14 protein-coding genes and 2 tRNA genes are annotated in these 15,809 nt (G+C 63.7%); 7 read left to right on the top strand and 9 right to left on the bottom strand.

Features of this window, described 5'->3' with window-relative positions; genetic code table 11:
- Window positions 1-21: 21 nt before the first annotated feature.
- From sufC to sufU, 5 genes are all read left to right on the top strand, one after another.
- Window positions 22-834 (top strand): Fe-S cluster assembly ATPase SufC, encoded by an 813-nt coding sequence (gene sufC, locus HGEM_RS03955; RefSeq protein WP_019128113.1) that lies wholly within the window; start codon window positions 22-24, stop codon window positions 832-834.
- Between the two features lie 9 nt (window positions 835-843).
- Window positions 844-2,256 carry a Fe-S cluster assembly protein SufB gene (sufB, locus tag HGEM_RS03950; protein ID WP_019128112.1) on the top strand — a complete coding sequence of 471 codons (1,413 nt, stop codon included), beginning with the start codon at window positions 844-846 and terminating at the stop codon, window positions 2,254-2,256.
- A gap of 148 nt (window positions 2,257-2,404) precedes the next feature.
- Window positions 2,405-3,796, top strand: coding sequence for a SufB/SufD family protein (locus HGEM_RS03945; RefSeq protein ID WP_019128111.1), 1,392 nt, complete (start codon window positions 2,405-2,407; stop codon window positions 3,794-3,796).
- Complete coding sequence (locus HGEM_RS03940) at window positions 3,793-5,133, top strand: aminotransferase class V-fold PLP-dependent enzyme (RefSeq protein ID WP_019128110.1); 1,341 nt, start codon at window positions 3,793-3,795, stop codon at window positions 5,131-5,133. Before HGEM_RS03945 ends, HGEM_RS03940 begins: the two co-directional genes overlap by 4 nt.
- A 156-nt stretch (window positions 5,134-5,289) precedes the next feature.
- A complete protein-coding gene (gene sufU / locus HGEM_RS03935; protein WP_019128109.1) occupies window positions 5,290-5,709 on the top strand; it encodes a Fe-S cluster assembly sulfur transfer protein SufU in 420 nt (139 codons plus the stop codon).
- Window positions 5,710-5,748: 39 nt separating this feature from the next.
- On the opposite strand, the gene HGEM_RS03930 is transcribed toward sufU, so the two are convergent.
- The 3 genes from HGEM_RS03930 to HGEM_RS03920 form a co-directional block, all read right to left on the bottom strand.
- Window positions 5,749-6,513, bottom strand: coding sequence for a transposase (locus HGEM_RS03930; RefSeq protein WP_019128108.1), 765 nt, complete (start codon window positions 6,511-6,513; stop codon window positions 5,749-5,751).
- Window positions 6,514-6,700: 187 nt separating this feature from the next.
- Window positions 6,701-6,776 (bottom strand) — tRNA-Lys (locus tag HGEM_RS03925).
- A gap of 16 nt (window positions 6,777-6,792) precedes the next feature.
- A tRNA-His gene (locus HGEM_RS03920) sits at window positions 6,793-6,869 on the bottom strand.
- Window positions 6,870-7,049: 180 nt separating this feature from the next.
- On the opposite strand from HGEM_RS03920, the gene HGEM_RS03915 reads away from it, so the two are divergent.
- Complete coding sequence (locus HGEM_RS03915) at window positions 7,050-7,766, top strand: coenzyme F420-0:L-glutamate ligase (protein WP_019128107.1); 717 nt, start codon at window positions 7,050-7,052, stop codon at window positions 7,764-7,766.
- 232 nt (window positions 7,767-7,998) lie between these two features.
- On the opposite strand, the gene HGEM_RS03910 is transcribed toward HGEM_RS03915, so the two are convergent.
- The 4 genes from HGEM_RS03910 to HGEM_RS10455 all read right to left on the bottom strand — a co-directional run bounded on the left by HGEM_RS03910 (window position 7,999) and on the right by HGEM_RS10455 (window position 11,662).
- Window positions 7,999-9,003, bottom strand: a complete 1,005-nt coding sequence (locus HGEM_RS03910; protein ID WP_019128106.1) for a GGGtGRT protein — start codon at window positions 9,001-9,003, stop codon at window positions 7,999-8,001.
- Between the two features lie 21 nt (window positions 9,004-9,024).
- Window positions 9,025-9,759, bottom strand: coding sequence for an iron-sulfur cluster assembly scaffold protein (locus HGEM_RS03905; RefSeq protein ID WP_019128105.1), 735 nt, complete (start codon window positions 9,757-9,759; stop codon window positions 9,025-9,027).
- Between the two features lie 202 nt (window positions 9,760-9,961).
- Window positions 9,962-10,429 (bottom strand): VanZ family protein, encoded by a 468-nt coding sequence (locus HGEM_RS03900; protein WP_019128104.1) that lies wholly within the window; start codon window positions 10,427-10,429, stop codon window positions 9,962-9,964.
- A gap of 3 nt (window positions 10,430-10,432) precedes the next feature.
- A complete protein-coding gene (locus tag HGEM_RS10455; protein ID WP_019128103.1) occupies window positions 10,433-11,662 on the bottom strand; it encodes a hypothetical protein in 1,230 nt (409 codons plus the stop codon).
- Between the two features lie 389 nt (window positions 11,663-12,051).
- Here HGEM_RS10455 and HGEM_RS03890 point away from each other — a divergent pair, with 389 nt between their 5' ends.
- Window positions 12,052-12,828 carry an SDR family NAD(P)-dependent oxidoreductase gene (locus tag HGEM_RS03890; protein ID WP_019128102.1) on the top strand — a complete coding sequence of 259 codons (777 nt, stop codon included), beginning with the start codon at window positions 12,052-12,054 and terminating at the stop codon, window positions 12,826-12,828.
- 116 nt (window positions 12,829-12,944) lie between these two features.
- Here the strand turns inward: HGEM_RS03890 and HGEM_RS03885 are convergent, their stop codons facing one another.
- Window positions 12,945-13,910, bottom strand: a complete 966-nt coding sequence (locus tag HGEM_RS03885; RefSeq protein WP_022348630.1) for a magnesium transporter CorA family protein — start codon at window positions 13,908-13,910, stop codon at window positions 12,945-12,947.
- 203 nt (window positions 13,911-14,113) lie between these two features.
- A partial coding sequence (gene rho / locus HGEM_RS09695; protein WP_230197215.1) for a transcription termination factor Rho occupies window positions 14,114-15,809 on the bottom strand: 1,696 nt, incomplete at its 5' end.

Below are 15,809 nucleotides of genomic sequence, written 5' to 3'. Positions count from 1 at the left end.
AGTTCACAGCAAGGAGAAACCATGTCCCAGACCCCGCTCCTCTCCATTCAGGGGCTTGCCGCCGCCGTGGACGAGAAGACCATTCTCCACGGCATCGACCTTACCATTCCCGCTGGCGAGACCCATGTGCTCATGGGCCCCAACGGCGCCGGCAAGTCCACGCTCGGCCACGTGATCATGGGCGACCCCGCCTACACGCAAACCGCCGGCACCATCGCCTTCGATGGTGAAGACATGACCGAGCTCAGCCCGGACAAGCGCTCCCGCGCCGGCGTCTTCCTCTCCTTCCAAGCACCGGTCGAGATCCCGGGCGTGCCGCTCTCGAGCTTCCTGCGCGCCACCATCGCCGACCGCCCCGGCCTGGAGATGCGCGGCAAGGAGTTCCGCCGCCGCATGAAGGAGCTCTGCGCGGAGCTCGACATGCCGCCCGCCTACCTCAACCGCGAGCTGGGCGTGGGCTTCTCCGGTGGCGAGAAGAAGAAGGTCGAGATGCTCCAGCTGCTGCTCCTGCAACCCAAGCTCGCCATCTTGGACGAGACCGACTCGGGCCTCGACGTAGACGCGCTCGGCGTGGTGAGCCGCGGCATGGAGCTCTACCGCAAGAGCTGCGACGGAACGCTCCTCATCATCACGCACAACACGCGCATCCTCGAGCACCTCGACGTCGACCGCGTGCACGTGATGGTGAACGGCCGCGTGGTGCATGAGGGCGACGCTTCGCTCATCGACTGGATCGACGAGCACGGCTTCGAGCGCTTCGAGCAGGAGGCAGCGGGCGACAGCTCCGGCGCCGAGCTCTCCCCAGCCGATCTCTCCGCGGTCATCGAGCGCTAGGAGGCGGCCGTGGCAAAGCAACGCACCGAGGTCGCGGACATCGACCGCACCCTCTACGACATCGTTGATAGCGAGGAGGGCTTCGAGCGCCTGGACAGCGGCCTCACGCCGAATATCGTGCGCGAGATCTCCGAGCGCAAGGACGAGCCCGAGTGGATGCTCGACTTCCGCCTGAAGTCGCTCGAGACCTACCACAAGATGCCCAACCCCACCTGGGGCCCCAGCATCGCCGGCCTCGACATGGACCACATCGTCACCTACGTGAAGCCCAACACCGACCAGCAAGCCACGTGGGACGAGGTGCCCGACGACATCAAGAACACCTTCGAGCGCCTGGGCATCCCCGAGGCCGAGCGCAGCTACCTGGCCGGCGTGGGCGCGCAGTACGACTCCGAGCTCGTGTACCACAACATGCAGGACACGGCCTCGAAGATGGGCATCGTCTACTCCGGCATCGAAGAGGCACTCCACGAACCCAAGTGGGAGGCGCTCATTCGCGAAAAGTTCATGACGCTCATCCCGCCCACGGACCACAAGTTCGCCGCGCTCCACGGCGCGGTGTGGAGCGGCGGCTCGTTCGTCTACGTGCCCGCCGGCGTGAAGCTGGACTTTCCCCTCCAGAGCTACTTCCGCCTGAACGCCAAGGGCGCGGGCCAGTTCGAGCACACGCTCATCATCGTGGAGGACGACGCCGACCTGCACTTCATCGAGGGCTGCTCGGCGCCGAAGTACAACGTGGCCAACCTGCACGCGGGCGCCGTGGAGCTCTTCGTGGGCAAGCGCGCGCACCTGCGGTACTCGACCATCGAAAACTGGTCGAAGAACATGTACAACCTGAACACCAAGCGCGCCCGCGTGGACGACGAGGGCGAGATCGAGTGGATCAGCGGCAGCTTCGGCAGCCATGTGGGCTACCTCTACCCCATGAGCGTGCTGAACGGCCGCAGGAGCCGCTCGAGCTTCACGGGCATCACCTTCGCCGGCGCGGGGCAAAACCTCGACACCGGCTGCAAGGTGGTGCTGAACGCGCCCGAGACGAGCGCGACCGTTGAGACCAAGGGCATCTCCAAGGGCGGCGGCATCCAGACCTTCCGCAGCTCCGTGGTGGTGACGGAGCGAGCCGAGAACTCCGCGGTGAGCGTGAGCTGCCAGTCGCTCATGCTCGACGACCAGAGCCGCTCGGATACCATCCCCGCCATGGACATCCGCGCCAAGCACGTGGACGTAGGCCACGAGGCCACCATCGGGCGCATCGGCGACGACAAGGTGTTCTACCTCATGAGCCGTGGCATCTCCGAGGAGGAGGCGCGCGCGATGATCGTGAACGGCTTCGCTGAGCCGGTGGCCAAGGAGCTGCCGCTCGAGTACGCCGTCGAGATGAATAACCTCATCAAGCTGGAGATGGAAGGGGCTATTGGATGACGTATCCCGCCGGCCGGCCGCAGCACCCCGCCTTGCCGTTCAATCGTCGCTCGCGTACCCAAGTACGCGCCACTCCTCTTTCACGGCAATCTGCGGCACTGCGAACGCCCGAATGCCCTGCCCGCGATACGATCGAAAGGGGTCTTCTTTGGACGCTCTGAAGATACGACACGCCAACGCCATGCCCGCCCCCACCTGGGGCTGGCTGCGCATGAACGATACGCAAATCGAGATTCCGATGAGCCTGGCACCCGGCGGCTCGATGGAGGTTGACGCAGAAGACCGCCTGTTCGACCACGCCATGAGCTTCGAGGGCGCGGTGGCCGAACTGCAGGCGCGCCTCGACGCGGCACGCGCGACGGCGAACGAGGGCAGCGCGGGTGATGACCGTGCCTGCGTGCGCGCTGCACTGGCCGAGAATGCTGCCCGCAACGTCGCGGCAGACGGTGCAGCCGAGATGCCCGGCACGGCCGAGACGGCTGAAAGCGGCTCTGCCAACGCCCCCGCAGCCGACCTCGAGCTCCCCGCGCTCTCGCGCTACCAGAAGCGCGCCGCGTTGGAGGAGGCCGCGCTCGACGTTGCCACCGCCTTCGAAACCGGCATCGGCGCAGACGCCCGCGCCTACCTGAACTTCCTCGCCCGCGAGACCATGGTGCTCGCGGCGGCGAAAGACACCCAGGAGCGGGCAACCGTCCGCGTTGAGGCCGAGGCTGGCGAGGCCGCGGCGGTGAGTATCGACGTCGTTGCCGCACCGGGTTCCACCTTCGACCTCGTCATCGCGCTCGACGCGACGGCCGCCATGGGCGCCGAGGACAACGCTACCGCGGCACTTGCCGGTACCACGCTCCGCGTCTTCGCCGGTTCACATGCCCGCGTGAACGTGACCGTCTACGCCCTGGGAACGCCTACGGCCATGCTGCTGGACGACGAAGGCTACGTCCTCGACGAGGGCGCGCGCGTGAATGTGCGCCACGTGGTGCTCGGCGGAGAGCTCACCGTCACCGGCCTTGCCGCCGACGTGCGCGGTGACACCGCTCGCCTGGATATCGACACCCGCTACCTCGCTTCCGGCTCCGAGCAGCGCGACTTCAACTACGTCGTTCGCCAGCGCGGCCGCAAGACCGTGAGCAACATGAACGCCAACGGCGTGCTTGCCGGCACCAGCAAGAAGGTGCTGCGCGGCACAATCGACCTCGTGCACGGCTGCAAGGGCAGCGAGGGCTCCGAGCAGGAGACCGTCCTTCTGGCGAGCGAGGGCGTGGACAACAAGACCGTGCCCACGATCCTTTGCGACGAAGACGACGTCGCGGGCAACCATGGCGCCACGATCGGGCACGTTCGCCCTGAGCAGCTCTTCTACCTTGAGAGCCGCGGCGTGTCCGCGGAGGCTGCCGAGGCGCTGTTCATCCGTGCCAAGCTCGAGGACGCCGCGCTCTCCGCGCCGGACGAGCGCATCCGCGCCTCCGTCCTTCGCCTGGGCGAGGCCCTCATCCCCGGCTTTACCGACGACATCGACGCACCCAAGGAGGATGCCGCATGATTGACACCGAGTCCGTAGCCTGCGAGTCCTGCACCGCGCCCACACCGGGCGTGCTGGATGCCTCCGACGCCGCCTCGCGCGCCTGGCCGCGCATCGACATCGAGACCAACCCCTTCAAGGCAGCGTTCCCGCTATTCACCCAGCATCCGGACATCGCCTTTTTGGACAGCGCCGCCACCGCGCAGCGCCCCGCCTGCGTGCTGGAAGCGCAGAAGCATTTCAACGAGACCATGAACGCCAACCCGCTGCGCGGACTGTACTCGCTTTCGGTGGAGGCGACCGAGGCCATCGCCAAGGTGCGCGCGCAGATCGCGGGCCTCATCGGCGCCGTTGACGAGGCGGGCAAGCCGCGCGCAAACGAGGTCGTTTTCACGCGCAACACGAGCGAGTCGCTGAACATCGTGGCGAGCTCCTTCGCGCCCACGGTCCTTGAACCGGGCGACGAGGTAGCCATCACCATCATGGAGCACCACTCCAACCTGATTCCGTGGCAGCGGGCATGCCGCGCGGCGGGCGCCAAGCTCGTCTACCTCTACCCCACCAAGACCGGTGAGCTCACCGATGCCGAGATTGCCGAGAAGATCGGCCCGCGCACGAAAATCGTGGCGTGCACGCAGGTGTCGAACGTGCTCGGCTGCCGCGTGCCGGTCGAGAAGCTCGCCGCGGCCGCGCACGCCCACGGTGGCTACCTGGTGGTCGATGCCGCCCAGTCCGTGCCGCATATGCCGGTCGACGTGCGCGAGCTGGGCGCGGACTTCCTCGCCTTCTCCGCCCACAAGGCCCTGGGCCCCATGGGCGTGGGCGTGCTCTGGGGCCGCTTGGAGCTTTTGGAGGCCATGCCGCCCTTCCTCACAGGCGGCGAGATGATCGACTCCGTGACCGAGCAGGATGCCGTCTGGGCTCCCGTGCCCGAGAAGTTCGAGGCGGGCACTCAGGATGCGGCCGGGATTTACGCCACGGGCGCAGCGCTCGACTACCTCGTGAACCAGGTGGGCTATGACACCGTGCAAGCGCGCGAGCAGGCGCTCGTTCACTACGCGATGAGCCGCATGGTAGAGCTGCCCTATGTGGATATCATCGGCTCGATCTATTGGGATCGCCACCACGGCGTCATCAGCTTCAACGTGCGCGGCGTGCATCCGCACGACGTGGCGAGCATCCTCGATATGCAGGGCGTGTGCATCAGGGCGGGCCACCATTGCGCCCAGCCGCTGCTCACCTGGCTCGGCGTGGAGAACCTCGCCTGCTGCCGCGCGAGCCTCGCGTTCTACAACGACAAGCACGACGTGGACGCCTTCATCGACGGCCTCGAAACCGTCTACCGCACCTTCAACTAGGCAAAATGAGTCAAAATGGGACGGGGTTGTTTTGAATCAAAATGGGACGGAGCTGTTTGGAGCAGTAGCTTTTTCATCCCCGCCCCGATGAGTCATTTTAACCCCGTCCCAAAATGACCAGAATGGCTCGTTCCAGCACGCACGAAAGGACCCTCCATGGGCAATATCTATACTTCGACCACCTTCATGGAGCACAACTCGCACCCGGACTACAAGTACGAGATGGATTCCCCCACCCATAGCCACGACGGCATCAACCCCAGCTGCGGAGACGAGCTGACGCTCATGCTGCGTGTGGAGAACGGCGTGATCGAGGAAGCAAGCTTCACCGGCCACGGATGCGCCATCAGCCAGGCTTCGGCCGACATCATGGCCGACCTTATCACCGGCGAGACCGTAGAGGAAGCCAAGCGTCTCTCTGGGCTGTTCTTCGCGATGATTCGCGGTGAGGAGCTCTCCGAAGACGATTTCGAAGACCTCGATGAGGCTGCACAGCTCAAGGACATCTCGCACATGCCTGCCCGCGTGAAGTGCGCCGAGCTCGCCTGGCGCACCCTCGACGGCATCCTCTCCTAGCTTGCAAAATCAGGACAGAGGGGATTTTGCATTCGACCGCTAATGGACGCGCGCGACGATGCTCCTTCCGACGCCGGTCACGCGTTCCACTTGGTTGATAGTCATGCCGTTACCGCGCAGCTGGCGAATCACGGCGTCGCGCTCGGCACGCGGCAGCTTGCGAACTTCCATCAGGCGCGCGAACCCGCGCGCCCGCGCAATCTCATCTGCCAAACGAATCGCTTCCGCATCAGAAAGGTGCAGCGAGCCCTCAAAACCTGCCTCATGGAGCTCTGCGCCCCCACAGAGTTCAACAAAGCCCTGTGGGCCGTCCAATACATCAAGCACGGGCTTCGTCGTGCAGAGCGGCTCCTTAGTTGCAAGTGCGCCGCCCGTGTACTCGGCATAGCTGCTCCATCGATACGTTGATGCAGCCTCAATGCCGTCCTTTTCCGGGTTGATGTGGACGTAGCGCACGGCCGCCATGAGGTATCGCTCCGATTCGATAGGCTCGCTAAAGAACCGCTGTTGAAAGACGTGGCCGACATGCCCCGTCTTATCGTTGATATACCGAGCATAGCCCGTGAGCAGCATCTGCATAGCGTGGCTTAGCTCGTTTCGTTGATCCTCAAGAAGCATGTGAACGTGGTTGCTCATGAGGCACCACGCCCAGATGCTCATGCCGGCATCAGATGTCCGCCGAGCAAGCATGGCCAAGAAGGCCTGACGGTCCGCATCGTCGTAGAAAAGGACCTGTCGCCCGTTCCCGCGAACGACCACATGGTACACGCCTGTTTCAGAACGTCGCCGAGGTGCATTTGCCATACGCACCCACCTCCCCCGATTAGAGTCCTTATTCCCCAACGAGTCGAGAAGGGACAGGGCAGGCGCATGCAAAAATCCCTCTGTCCTGGTTTTGCAAGGGACAGGCGCAGGCATGCAAAAATCCCTCTGTCCTGGTTTTGCACTGGTTTTGCATGAAAAAAGCTCCCTGAGGAGCTCGAAAATCAAATGGTGGACCGGCAGGGGTTCGAACCCTGGACCTTGGGATTAAGAGTCCCCTGCTCTACCAGCTGAGCTACCGGTCCACATATCAAGAAACAGTGGGGTGGGTACAGGGACTCGAACCCTGGACCTCCGGGACCACAACCCGGCGCTCTAGCCAACTGGGCTACACCCACCGTGTTTCCTCGCGCCAAAGCGCTTGATTATTATTGCAGGCCTCGCCCACGGATGCAAGTACTTTCTTCAAATTATTTTGGAGCATCCGTCGCGCCGCAGCGAGCCTGCTCCAGGGCCGCATGCACTGCGGTATGATAGATGCGCCGTGTTGGGCACAAGGATCATCACCGGGAGACCGAATGGATACGAACATGAACAACCTCATCGTCAATGACGAGAAGAACAAGGTGCGCGTTGTCGACGGCGTGAGCTATGAGCGCTATGGCGTGCAGACGCACGTGCTCGACAAGAGCGATGACATCTGCGAGGTTGCCCAGCGCTACGTTGGCCCCAACTGCGAGCCCAACGACGTGATCGTGCTTTCTGAGAAGGCACTCGGCTGCACCCAGGGCCGCGCCGTCAAGCTCACGGACATCCACCCGCGCCCGCTCGCGCGCTTCCTCACCAAGTTCGTCACGAAGACCCCGGCCGGCATCGGCCTCGGCATGCCCGAGACGATGGAGATGGCCCTTCAGGAGGTCGGAACGCCGCGCATCCTGCTTGCTGCGGCCGTAGGCGCCCTTGGCAAGCTCGTGGGCAAACGGGGCTGGTTCTACATGGTTGCAGGGCGCAAGGCAGCGTCTATCGATGGACCGTGCTCCTACACCATCCCTCCCTACAACGAATATGTCTCTCTAGCCCCTGCCGAACCCGCTGAATCCGCGAAGAAGATCGCCGAGGCGCTCGGCAAGAACGTCGGCGTTGCCATCATCGACCAGAACGACCTTGGTGGCGAGATCCTCGGCGCCTACAACCTCCCCTACTCCAACGAAACGCTCATCGACATCCTGCACGACAATCCCTTGGGCCAGGCCTCTCAGCGCACGCCCTTCGGCATCGTTCGCAAGGTTCAGTAGCCGAGAAACGCGCACACGGGCGCTCACACACTCCGTCGCGTCCGTTCGTCCTTGTTTCCATACGCAGTCCTGCACGCCACCGCTTGAAACATCCAGGCGGTGGCGTTTTTGCTACCGCCGCTATGCGATGCGATGCAAAATTCCCTCTGTCCTATTTTTGCATGAAAAGGCCGCCGCTCGGACGAACCCGAACGGCGGCCTTTCGTAAAATTACCTCTGTCCTAATTTCACATTAGGCGTTGAGGGCGGCGTTCACGGCCACGGCGCAGGCGACGGTCGCACCGACCATGGGGTTGTTGCCCATGCCGATGAGGCCCATCATGTCCACGTGCGCAGGCACCGAGGAGGAGCCGGCGAACTGGGCATCGGAGTGCATGCGGCCCATGGTGTCGGTCATGCCATAGGAGGCAGGGCCGGCGGCCATGTTGTCCGGGTGCAGGGTACGGCCGGTGCCGCCACCAGAGGCCACGGAGAAGTACTTCTTGCCGGCCTCGAGGCGCTCCTTCTTGTAGGTGCCCGCGACGGGGTGCTGGAAGCGCGTGGGGTTGGTGGAGTTACCGGTAATCGAGATGTCGACGTTCTCGTGCCACATGATGGCAACGCCCTCGCGGACGTCGTCGGCGCCGTAGCAGTTGACCTCGGCGCGCGGGCCATCGCTGTACGGAATGGTCTCGACGACCTTGAGCTCGCCCGTATAGTAGTCGAACTGGGTCTTCACATAGGTGAAGCCGTTGATGCGGGCGATGATCTGGGCGGCGTCCTTGCCCAGACCGTTGAGGATGACGCGCAGGGGCTTCTTGCGAGCCTTGTTGGCGTTCATCGCGATGCCGATGGCGCCCTCGGCAGCAGCGAAGGACTCGTGGCCGGCCAGGAACGCGAAGCACTCGGTGTCGTCACCGAGGAGCATGGCGCCCAGGTTGCCGTGGCCCAGACCGACCTTGCGGTCCTCGGCAACGGAGCCGGGGACGGTGAAGGCCTGGATGCCCTCGCCGATCATGGAAGCGGCCTCGGAAGCGGTCTTGGCACCCTTCTTGATGGCAACTGCGCAGCCAAGGGTGTAGGCCCATTTGGCGTTCTCAAACGCGATGGACTGAACGCCCTCGACGATCTCGCGGGGGTTCACGCCCTTGTCGAGGCAGATCTGCTCGGCTTCCTCGAGGGAGGAGATGCCGTTCTCAGCGAGGCACGCATTGATCTTCTCGATGCGGCGCTCGTAACCTTCGAAATTCACAGCCATGGTACTTTCCCTCCCTTTCTTCTACTCGTGAACCGGGAACACGTTCTCGACGGTATGGGTCTCTTCGTCGGTACGCGGATCGATGTACTTCGCCGCGGCCTCCCACTGACCATAGTGGCCCATGGCACCGGCGACGGCCTCCTCGGGGGACTTGCCGTTCTTGAGGGCATCGGTGAACTTGCCGAGGTTCAGGAACTCGAACGCGATGACTTCGTTCTTGTCGTTGAGCGCCATGCGGGTCACATAGCCCTGAGCGAGCTCGAGGTAACGAGCGCCCTTGGCCTTGGTGCCGAACATGGTGCCGACCTGGGAGCGCAGACCCTTGCCGAGGTCGTCGAGGGAAGCGCCCACGGGCAGGCCGCCCTCGGAGAACGCGGTCTGGCTGCGGCCGTACACGATCTGGAGGAAGATCTCGCGCATGGCAACGTTGATGGCGTCGCAAACGAGGTCGGTGTTCAGGGCCTCAAGGATGGTCTTGCCGGGAAGGATCTCGGAGGCCATGGCCGCGGAATGGGTCATACCCGAGCAGCCGAGGGTCTCAACGAGGCACTCCTCGATGATGCCGTCCTTGACGTTGAGGGTGAGCTTGCACGCACCCTGCTGCGGGGCGCACCAGCCCACACCGTGCGTGAGGCCCGAGATGTCGGAGATCTCCTTGGCCTGAACCCACTTGCCCTCCTCGGGGATGGGCGCGGGGCCGTGGTATGCGCCCTTGGCGACGGGGCACATGTTCTCCACTTCTGCTGTGTACTGCATGCCTCTCCTCTCTGTTGTGCTTGAACTCGGCTGACCATGGCGAAATGGCCAACCGAAGCTGACATGCACATCTATTTTAGCGCGTCTTGTCCAGAGTGAAATCGGCGAGCGGTGCATTTTTCTGTTGAGTTGCCTACGTGGCAGGTTGCCCGATGGGCCAAGCAAGTGAATGAATCAGAATCACCCGGTGTTGGCGATTCACTCAGGATGAATCGGAATCACCCGGTGTTGGCATTTCACGGCGGCGAAGGCGCCAGACGAGATAGGTGAGCAGAACCCCCGTAGCGGCACCGCAGCAATCAAGGAGCACGTCCGTTACCTGACCAGAGCGCCCGGCCACGAAGAGCTGAATGGTCTCGTCTATCGAGGGAACGAGCACCAGTGCGAGGCAGATGGCGGCGAGGCGCATGTGCTCGGCGGTGCGCTCCGGATCGAATGCATGCGCCACGAGAACGCCCAGGACGGCGTACTCAGTAAAATGAGCGGTCTTGCGCACGAGGAAGTTCGTCACCCAATCGCTTGGCAGGCGCAAGGCATCGAGCGCACCGCGCACCGCCTCTACCACCGACAGACTCAGCGAGCCGCTGCCAGAACCAGGCACGAGCGAATTTCCCCAGATGATGAGGACCATGATGATTGCAGCGAATAGCCACGGCTTAGAGAGGCGCAAAGCCTATGCCTCCGCCTGGAGACGCGGCATGGAAGCCGTTCCGCCCTGGATAACGCGCAGGTACTCGCGGCTCGAGCGCCGCACGCTCGAGGAGGGAACCTGGCCGAGCTCCTCTTCGATGAGGCTGTTCACATGCTGGTGCATCTGGTTGGCGCGACGGCCCTCGGCCACGGCCGCGGCGCGGGCCGCATCTGCCGGCGCGGCTGCCGGACGCATGTGACGGCCCACATACGGAACCGCCTGGGGCTCGGCGCCCTTGCTACCGGATGTGCCCTCGGCAAGGATGTCGAGCGCAGACGCCCAGATATCCTCGCGCCCTGCATAGCCCGCAGCTGCATTATCCGTTGCAACGGCTGCGTTCCCCGTAGCCGCGGCAGTGCGCGAAACGGCACCGGCCGGCTGCGCGCCTGCGGAGATGACCGGGTAGGCAAACTGGCCCGCGCCCGCGGAGCGCACCGCCCGTTCGCTTGCCGTGCGAAGGCTCTCCCCGTCGATTTCGTCGAGGGAGGCAAGCGCCGCGCGCTGGGCAGCCTCGGTATCGAGTTCGTCCCTATCCCCCACCGACGCTGTCTGAGACGCAGGCACCGGGCTCTCGAGCACGGTTGTCGCGCTGCGAGCAGCGGGTTGAGACACTGCGGTGGCAGGCTGCTGGTGCATCGAGGCGACGGCACTCGCAGCCGCCCATGCCGGCGCCTGGCCGGTGGGTTGAGCCGACGATGCCGATGCATCCTGGGCCGCCCTCGTCTCGCGCTGAAGCTCCTCGAAGGCGATTTGGTAAATATCCTTGGAGGTAGCGGCATCGCAGCTGATGGGCGAGTCCTCGGACAGTATGGAATCGATATCTGCCCAGGCATCAGCCTCGGACATGGCATCCTGGGCGCGAGCGATCACCGGAACATCCTTGGGCACGCGCCGGGTGCCGAAGAAACGCTCAAGATCATCTTGCTCGCGCTGCTCGAACGCTGTGGAGGAGAAGGAGGAGGCGCTGGGCGACGAGTCCTCGGCGTCACCCTCCTCCGTAATGGCATGACGACGCCCCACGGCGGACACGGCAGAGAGGATTCCGACGCCCGCGAGCGCGCCCATCGTGAAGGGAAGGGCGAGCGAGGTCACCGAGCTGTTCGCATCCGGAAACGGCATGGTCGCAACATAGGCGGCAACCGGAACGGCGAACACGAACCCGCAGGAAAGACCTGCGTAGACCGCACGTGAAGTTGAACCAGAAGCTGCCATGGCCACTCCTTCATCTCTCGCTAGCTCGATTGCCAGCACCTACCAGCTATGGCTCGCTTGCGAAAAAATGATGACGGGGTTGCCGGGACACGAACTGGGTCCCAAAAACAACGGAAGGTGGTACGGTTCATCTGCATTTTTCCGTCGCGATAGCTACTCGCTATTATGCGAGAACCCCCCATAGAATGCAAGGGAAGCCGCCAGGGGCGTGTATGTTTCGCGTTAACGGCAGGATTCGACCGGCAGACGCGCGCGGGCTCAACGGCAGGATGAAGAGACGCGCGATGCAAAGGACCCGTGAAGCGGCAGCTGCATCCTGCAAGCACCGCTTGAGAAGCCTCGCTTTGGGGAACAAGCAAGGAAAACGCAACCCGTGGATTGGAGCCGCCATGTCTCGCATCGCCATCGTCACCGGAGCATCGTCTGGCCTCGGCCGAGAATTCGTGAAGCTCATCGATGGCGGGGCGGCCGGTTCGATCGACGAGATCTGGGCCATTGCCCGCCGCGCCGACCGCCTCGACGCCCTCGTGCGCACCTGCAAAACCGCCGTGCGGCCCTTCTGCCTCGACCTCACCGATCCCGTTTCGTACGACGTGGTCGAGGCCTCGCTCGCCGAGACGCCCGACACGCAGGTGGCCCTGCTCATCAACAACGCGGGCGCGGGCACCTTCGGACCGTTCGCCAAGCTCTCGCGCGACGAGGTCGCCGACCAGGTCAACCTGCTCATGCGCGCGCCGGTAGAGCTCACCTACCGCGCGCTCCCCTCTATGGGGCGCGGGGCGCGCATCATCAACGTGGCGAGCGTGGCTGCGTTCATCCCCCAGCCCGACCTTACGCTCTACAGCTCGGCCAAGCGCTTCATGCTCGACTTCACGCGCGCCCTCGATGCCGAACTCGGCCCGGTCGACATCCACGCGACGGCGGTCTGCCCCAAGTACATGCGGACCGAATTCTTCAACGAACCAGGCGACGTGCGCGCCATGCAGCAGATGAGTATCGTCGGTTACGAACGGGTAACGGATGTCGCACGCTCGGCACTCGCCGCGGCGCGCGCAGGCAAGAGCCTCTGCATTCCCTCGATCGACATGAAGGCACTCTACGCGCTCACCCGCGTTCTCCCCTACAAGGCAGTCATCGCCGCGGAGCGCGCACTCGGCGTCATCTAGCGCCCGACCCCAGAGTGATAAAACGAACCCGGTTCGTTTTATCACTTCCGCGAAAATGAGAAAATGAACCGGGTTCGTTTTATCAGCCTGGGTAGCGACCGCCCGTGCCGGCCACCCTAGTGCCACATGCCCTTGCGCTTGAAGATCCACGCCGCGATAAGGCAAGCGACAGCGGCCAACAGCGTCGGAAATGCCCAGTTATCGAGCAGCGGCACGCCCTCGAAAGGCAGGCCTACATTCATGCCGTAGAAGCCGAACACGATGTTGGGGATAGCCATCACGATCGTGATAACCGAGAGCACCTTCATCACGATGTTCAGATTGTTGGAGATGATGCTCGCAAACGCGTCCATCGTTCCCGACAGCGTGTTGGAATAGATGTTGCACATCTCGATTGCCTGATGGATCTCGACGAGCACGTCTTCGAGTAGGTCCTGGTCGTCCTCGTACAGCGGGATGATGCGCCCGTGCATGATCTTGTTGAGCGTCACCTCGTCCGATTTGAGCGAAGTCGAGAAATAGACGAGAGACTTCTCGAGGTCGAGCATCTGGATGAGCTCCTCGTTCCGCACCGAAGCATGGAGCTTCTCTTCCGTGGCAGACGAAAGGCGGTCGATGCGCCGCAGGTAAACGAGGTAGAGCTGGCTGATGCGCAGAAGGATCTGCAGCAGGAAGCGCGTGCGGAACCGCGTGTCGACGCCGCGCACGCGGCCGGCGGCCATGTCGCGCGTGATGGGATTGTCGTAAAGGCCCAGAGTCACGAACAGGCTCTTCTCCGGGATGAACACCATCGAGAGGGGCATCGTGTCGTATTGGCGCGCATCGGGAGCTCCCTCTTCACCCGGAGCGACCGGGTAGTCGACGATGACGAAGGTCTGGTTCACGTCTTCGTCGTAATCGATGCGCGAGGTCTCCTCGTCGTCGAGGGCCGAGCGAACGAACTCCGGCAGCACGCCGAGCTCCTCCTCCAACCAGGTGCGTTCTTCTGGCGTGGGGGCGATCGCATTGACCCAGCAGCCCGATTCGGGCGCCTCGATTCTTTCGATGGAACCGGCCGTTGCCGTCTTGTAGCACTCGATCATCGCATACCGCCTTTCACACGCAGGTGGATTGGGGTGGGGCTGCGCCGCCGAATAGCAATGCGCGGCAGGCCCCCGGTGCACGATACCTCATGACGAGGCGCCCGCAGCACGAAAGCTGCAGACGCCTCGCAAAAACTTGAAAACCCTTACTCTCGCTTTACCACCCGAACATGATAAAACGAACCGAGTTCGTTTTATCACTTTTAGAACTCGCCGTGGTCCTGGGCGCGCTTGGCGGAGCGGATGAGGAACTCCTCGTTCGTGTTCGTCTGCTTAAGGCCCTTGATGAAGGCCGAGGCGCAGCGCTCGGTGTTGGACATGTTGGCAAGCACGCGGCGGATGCCCCACACGAAGGGCCGCATCTGCGGATCGATGAGCAGGTCCTCGTTGCGCGTACCCGAAGCGACCGGGTCGATAGCCGGGAAGATGCGGCGGTCGGCAAGATCGCGATCGAGCTTGAGCTCCATATTGCCCGTACCCTTGAACTCCTCGAAAATCACCTCGTCCATCTTGGAGCCGGTGTCGATGAGGGCGGAGGCGAGAATGGTGAGTGAGCCACCGTTCTCGATGTTCCGCGCAGCGCCCAAGAAGCGCTTGGGCGGGTAGAGCGCCGCGGAATCGACGCCGCCCGAGAGAATGCGGCCCGAAGCCGGCGCTGCCAGATTGTAAGCGCGTGCGAGACGTGTGATGGAGTCGAGCACCACCACGACGTCTCCGCCCATCTCCACGATGCGCTTGGCTCGCTCGATCACGAGCTCAGATACGCGGGTGTGGTTGTCGGCGGGCATATCGAAGGTAGAGGCCACCACATCGCCCTTGATGGAGCGCTGCATATCGGTAACTTCCTCGGGGCGCTCGTCCACCAAAAGGCAGATCAGGTGCACCTCGGGATTGTTCGCCGCGATAGATTGGCAGATCTTCTTCAGGATGGTGGTCTTGCCCGCCTTGGGCGGCGAGACGATGAGGCCGCGCTGGCCCTTGCCGATGGGGCTCACGATGTCGATGGCGCGACCGGTGATGGAATCCTTACCGTGCTCCATCTTGAGCTGCTCATTGGGGTAGATGGGCGTAAGGTCGCTGAACTTGGGGCGCTTGCGCGCTTCCTCGGGATCGAGCCCGTTCACCGACTTGATCTTCGACAGGCCGGGGAACTTATCGCCGGGGCGCGAGGGGCGAAGCGTTCCCTCGATAAGGTCGCCGGCGCGCAGGCGGGCAGCTCGGATGAGGTTCGCCGGAACGAATGCGTCGTCGCGGCTGGGCATGTAGCCGTGGGCGCGGATATGGCCGAAGCCCTCGTGCGAGATATCGAGAATGCCGGTAATCTCGCGGAAGCCTTCTGCACGGGCATTGGCCACGTAGACTTCCTCAACAAGCTCGGCCTTCTTCTTGCCCGTGATGTCGAGATCCAGTTCGCGCGCTTTCTCGCGGAGCTCGGCGACCTTCATGGCCGCAAGGTCTTCGCGCGAGAGGCTTGGCTCGACGGGCGCGTTGCGGTTATTGCGTGCTTTGCGATTCTGCTGACGGTTGCGTCGATCGTTGCGCTGGTCGTTTCGCTGGTCAGCGGCGCGGTCGTTTCGCTGGGCGTGTGTGCGATGCGCGCCTTGGTCGCGCTTTCCACGCGCTGCCTTGCCCTCCTCGGCGGCATCCGGAGCATCGGAGCTTTGGGGCGCGCGCTCATCCGCGGCCGCCTCGCGGGCATCGGCAGCCTGCGCCTCGGGGCCGGCAGAGGGAGCTTCCCCAGACGAGGCGGCGTCCTGAGCTGCTCCGGCGGCCTCGGCCGCGGCCTCGTCAGACGCGGTCCGGCGCTTTCGCGGCGCACGCTTCGCACCGTCGGCTGCAGCGCGGCGGGCACGGCCGGGGCGATGGTCTTCCACGGGCGCCGCGCCTTCAGCGGTATCG

The sequence above is a fragment of the Enorma massiliensis phI genome (assembly GCF_000311845.1).
GTDB lineage: Bacteria > Actinomycetota > Coriobacteriia > Coriobacteriales > Coriobacteriaceae > Enorma > Enorma massiliensis.
Note: the sequence above shows the minus strand (reverse complement) of the source record. Positions and strands in the feature narration are given on the sequence as shown.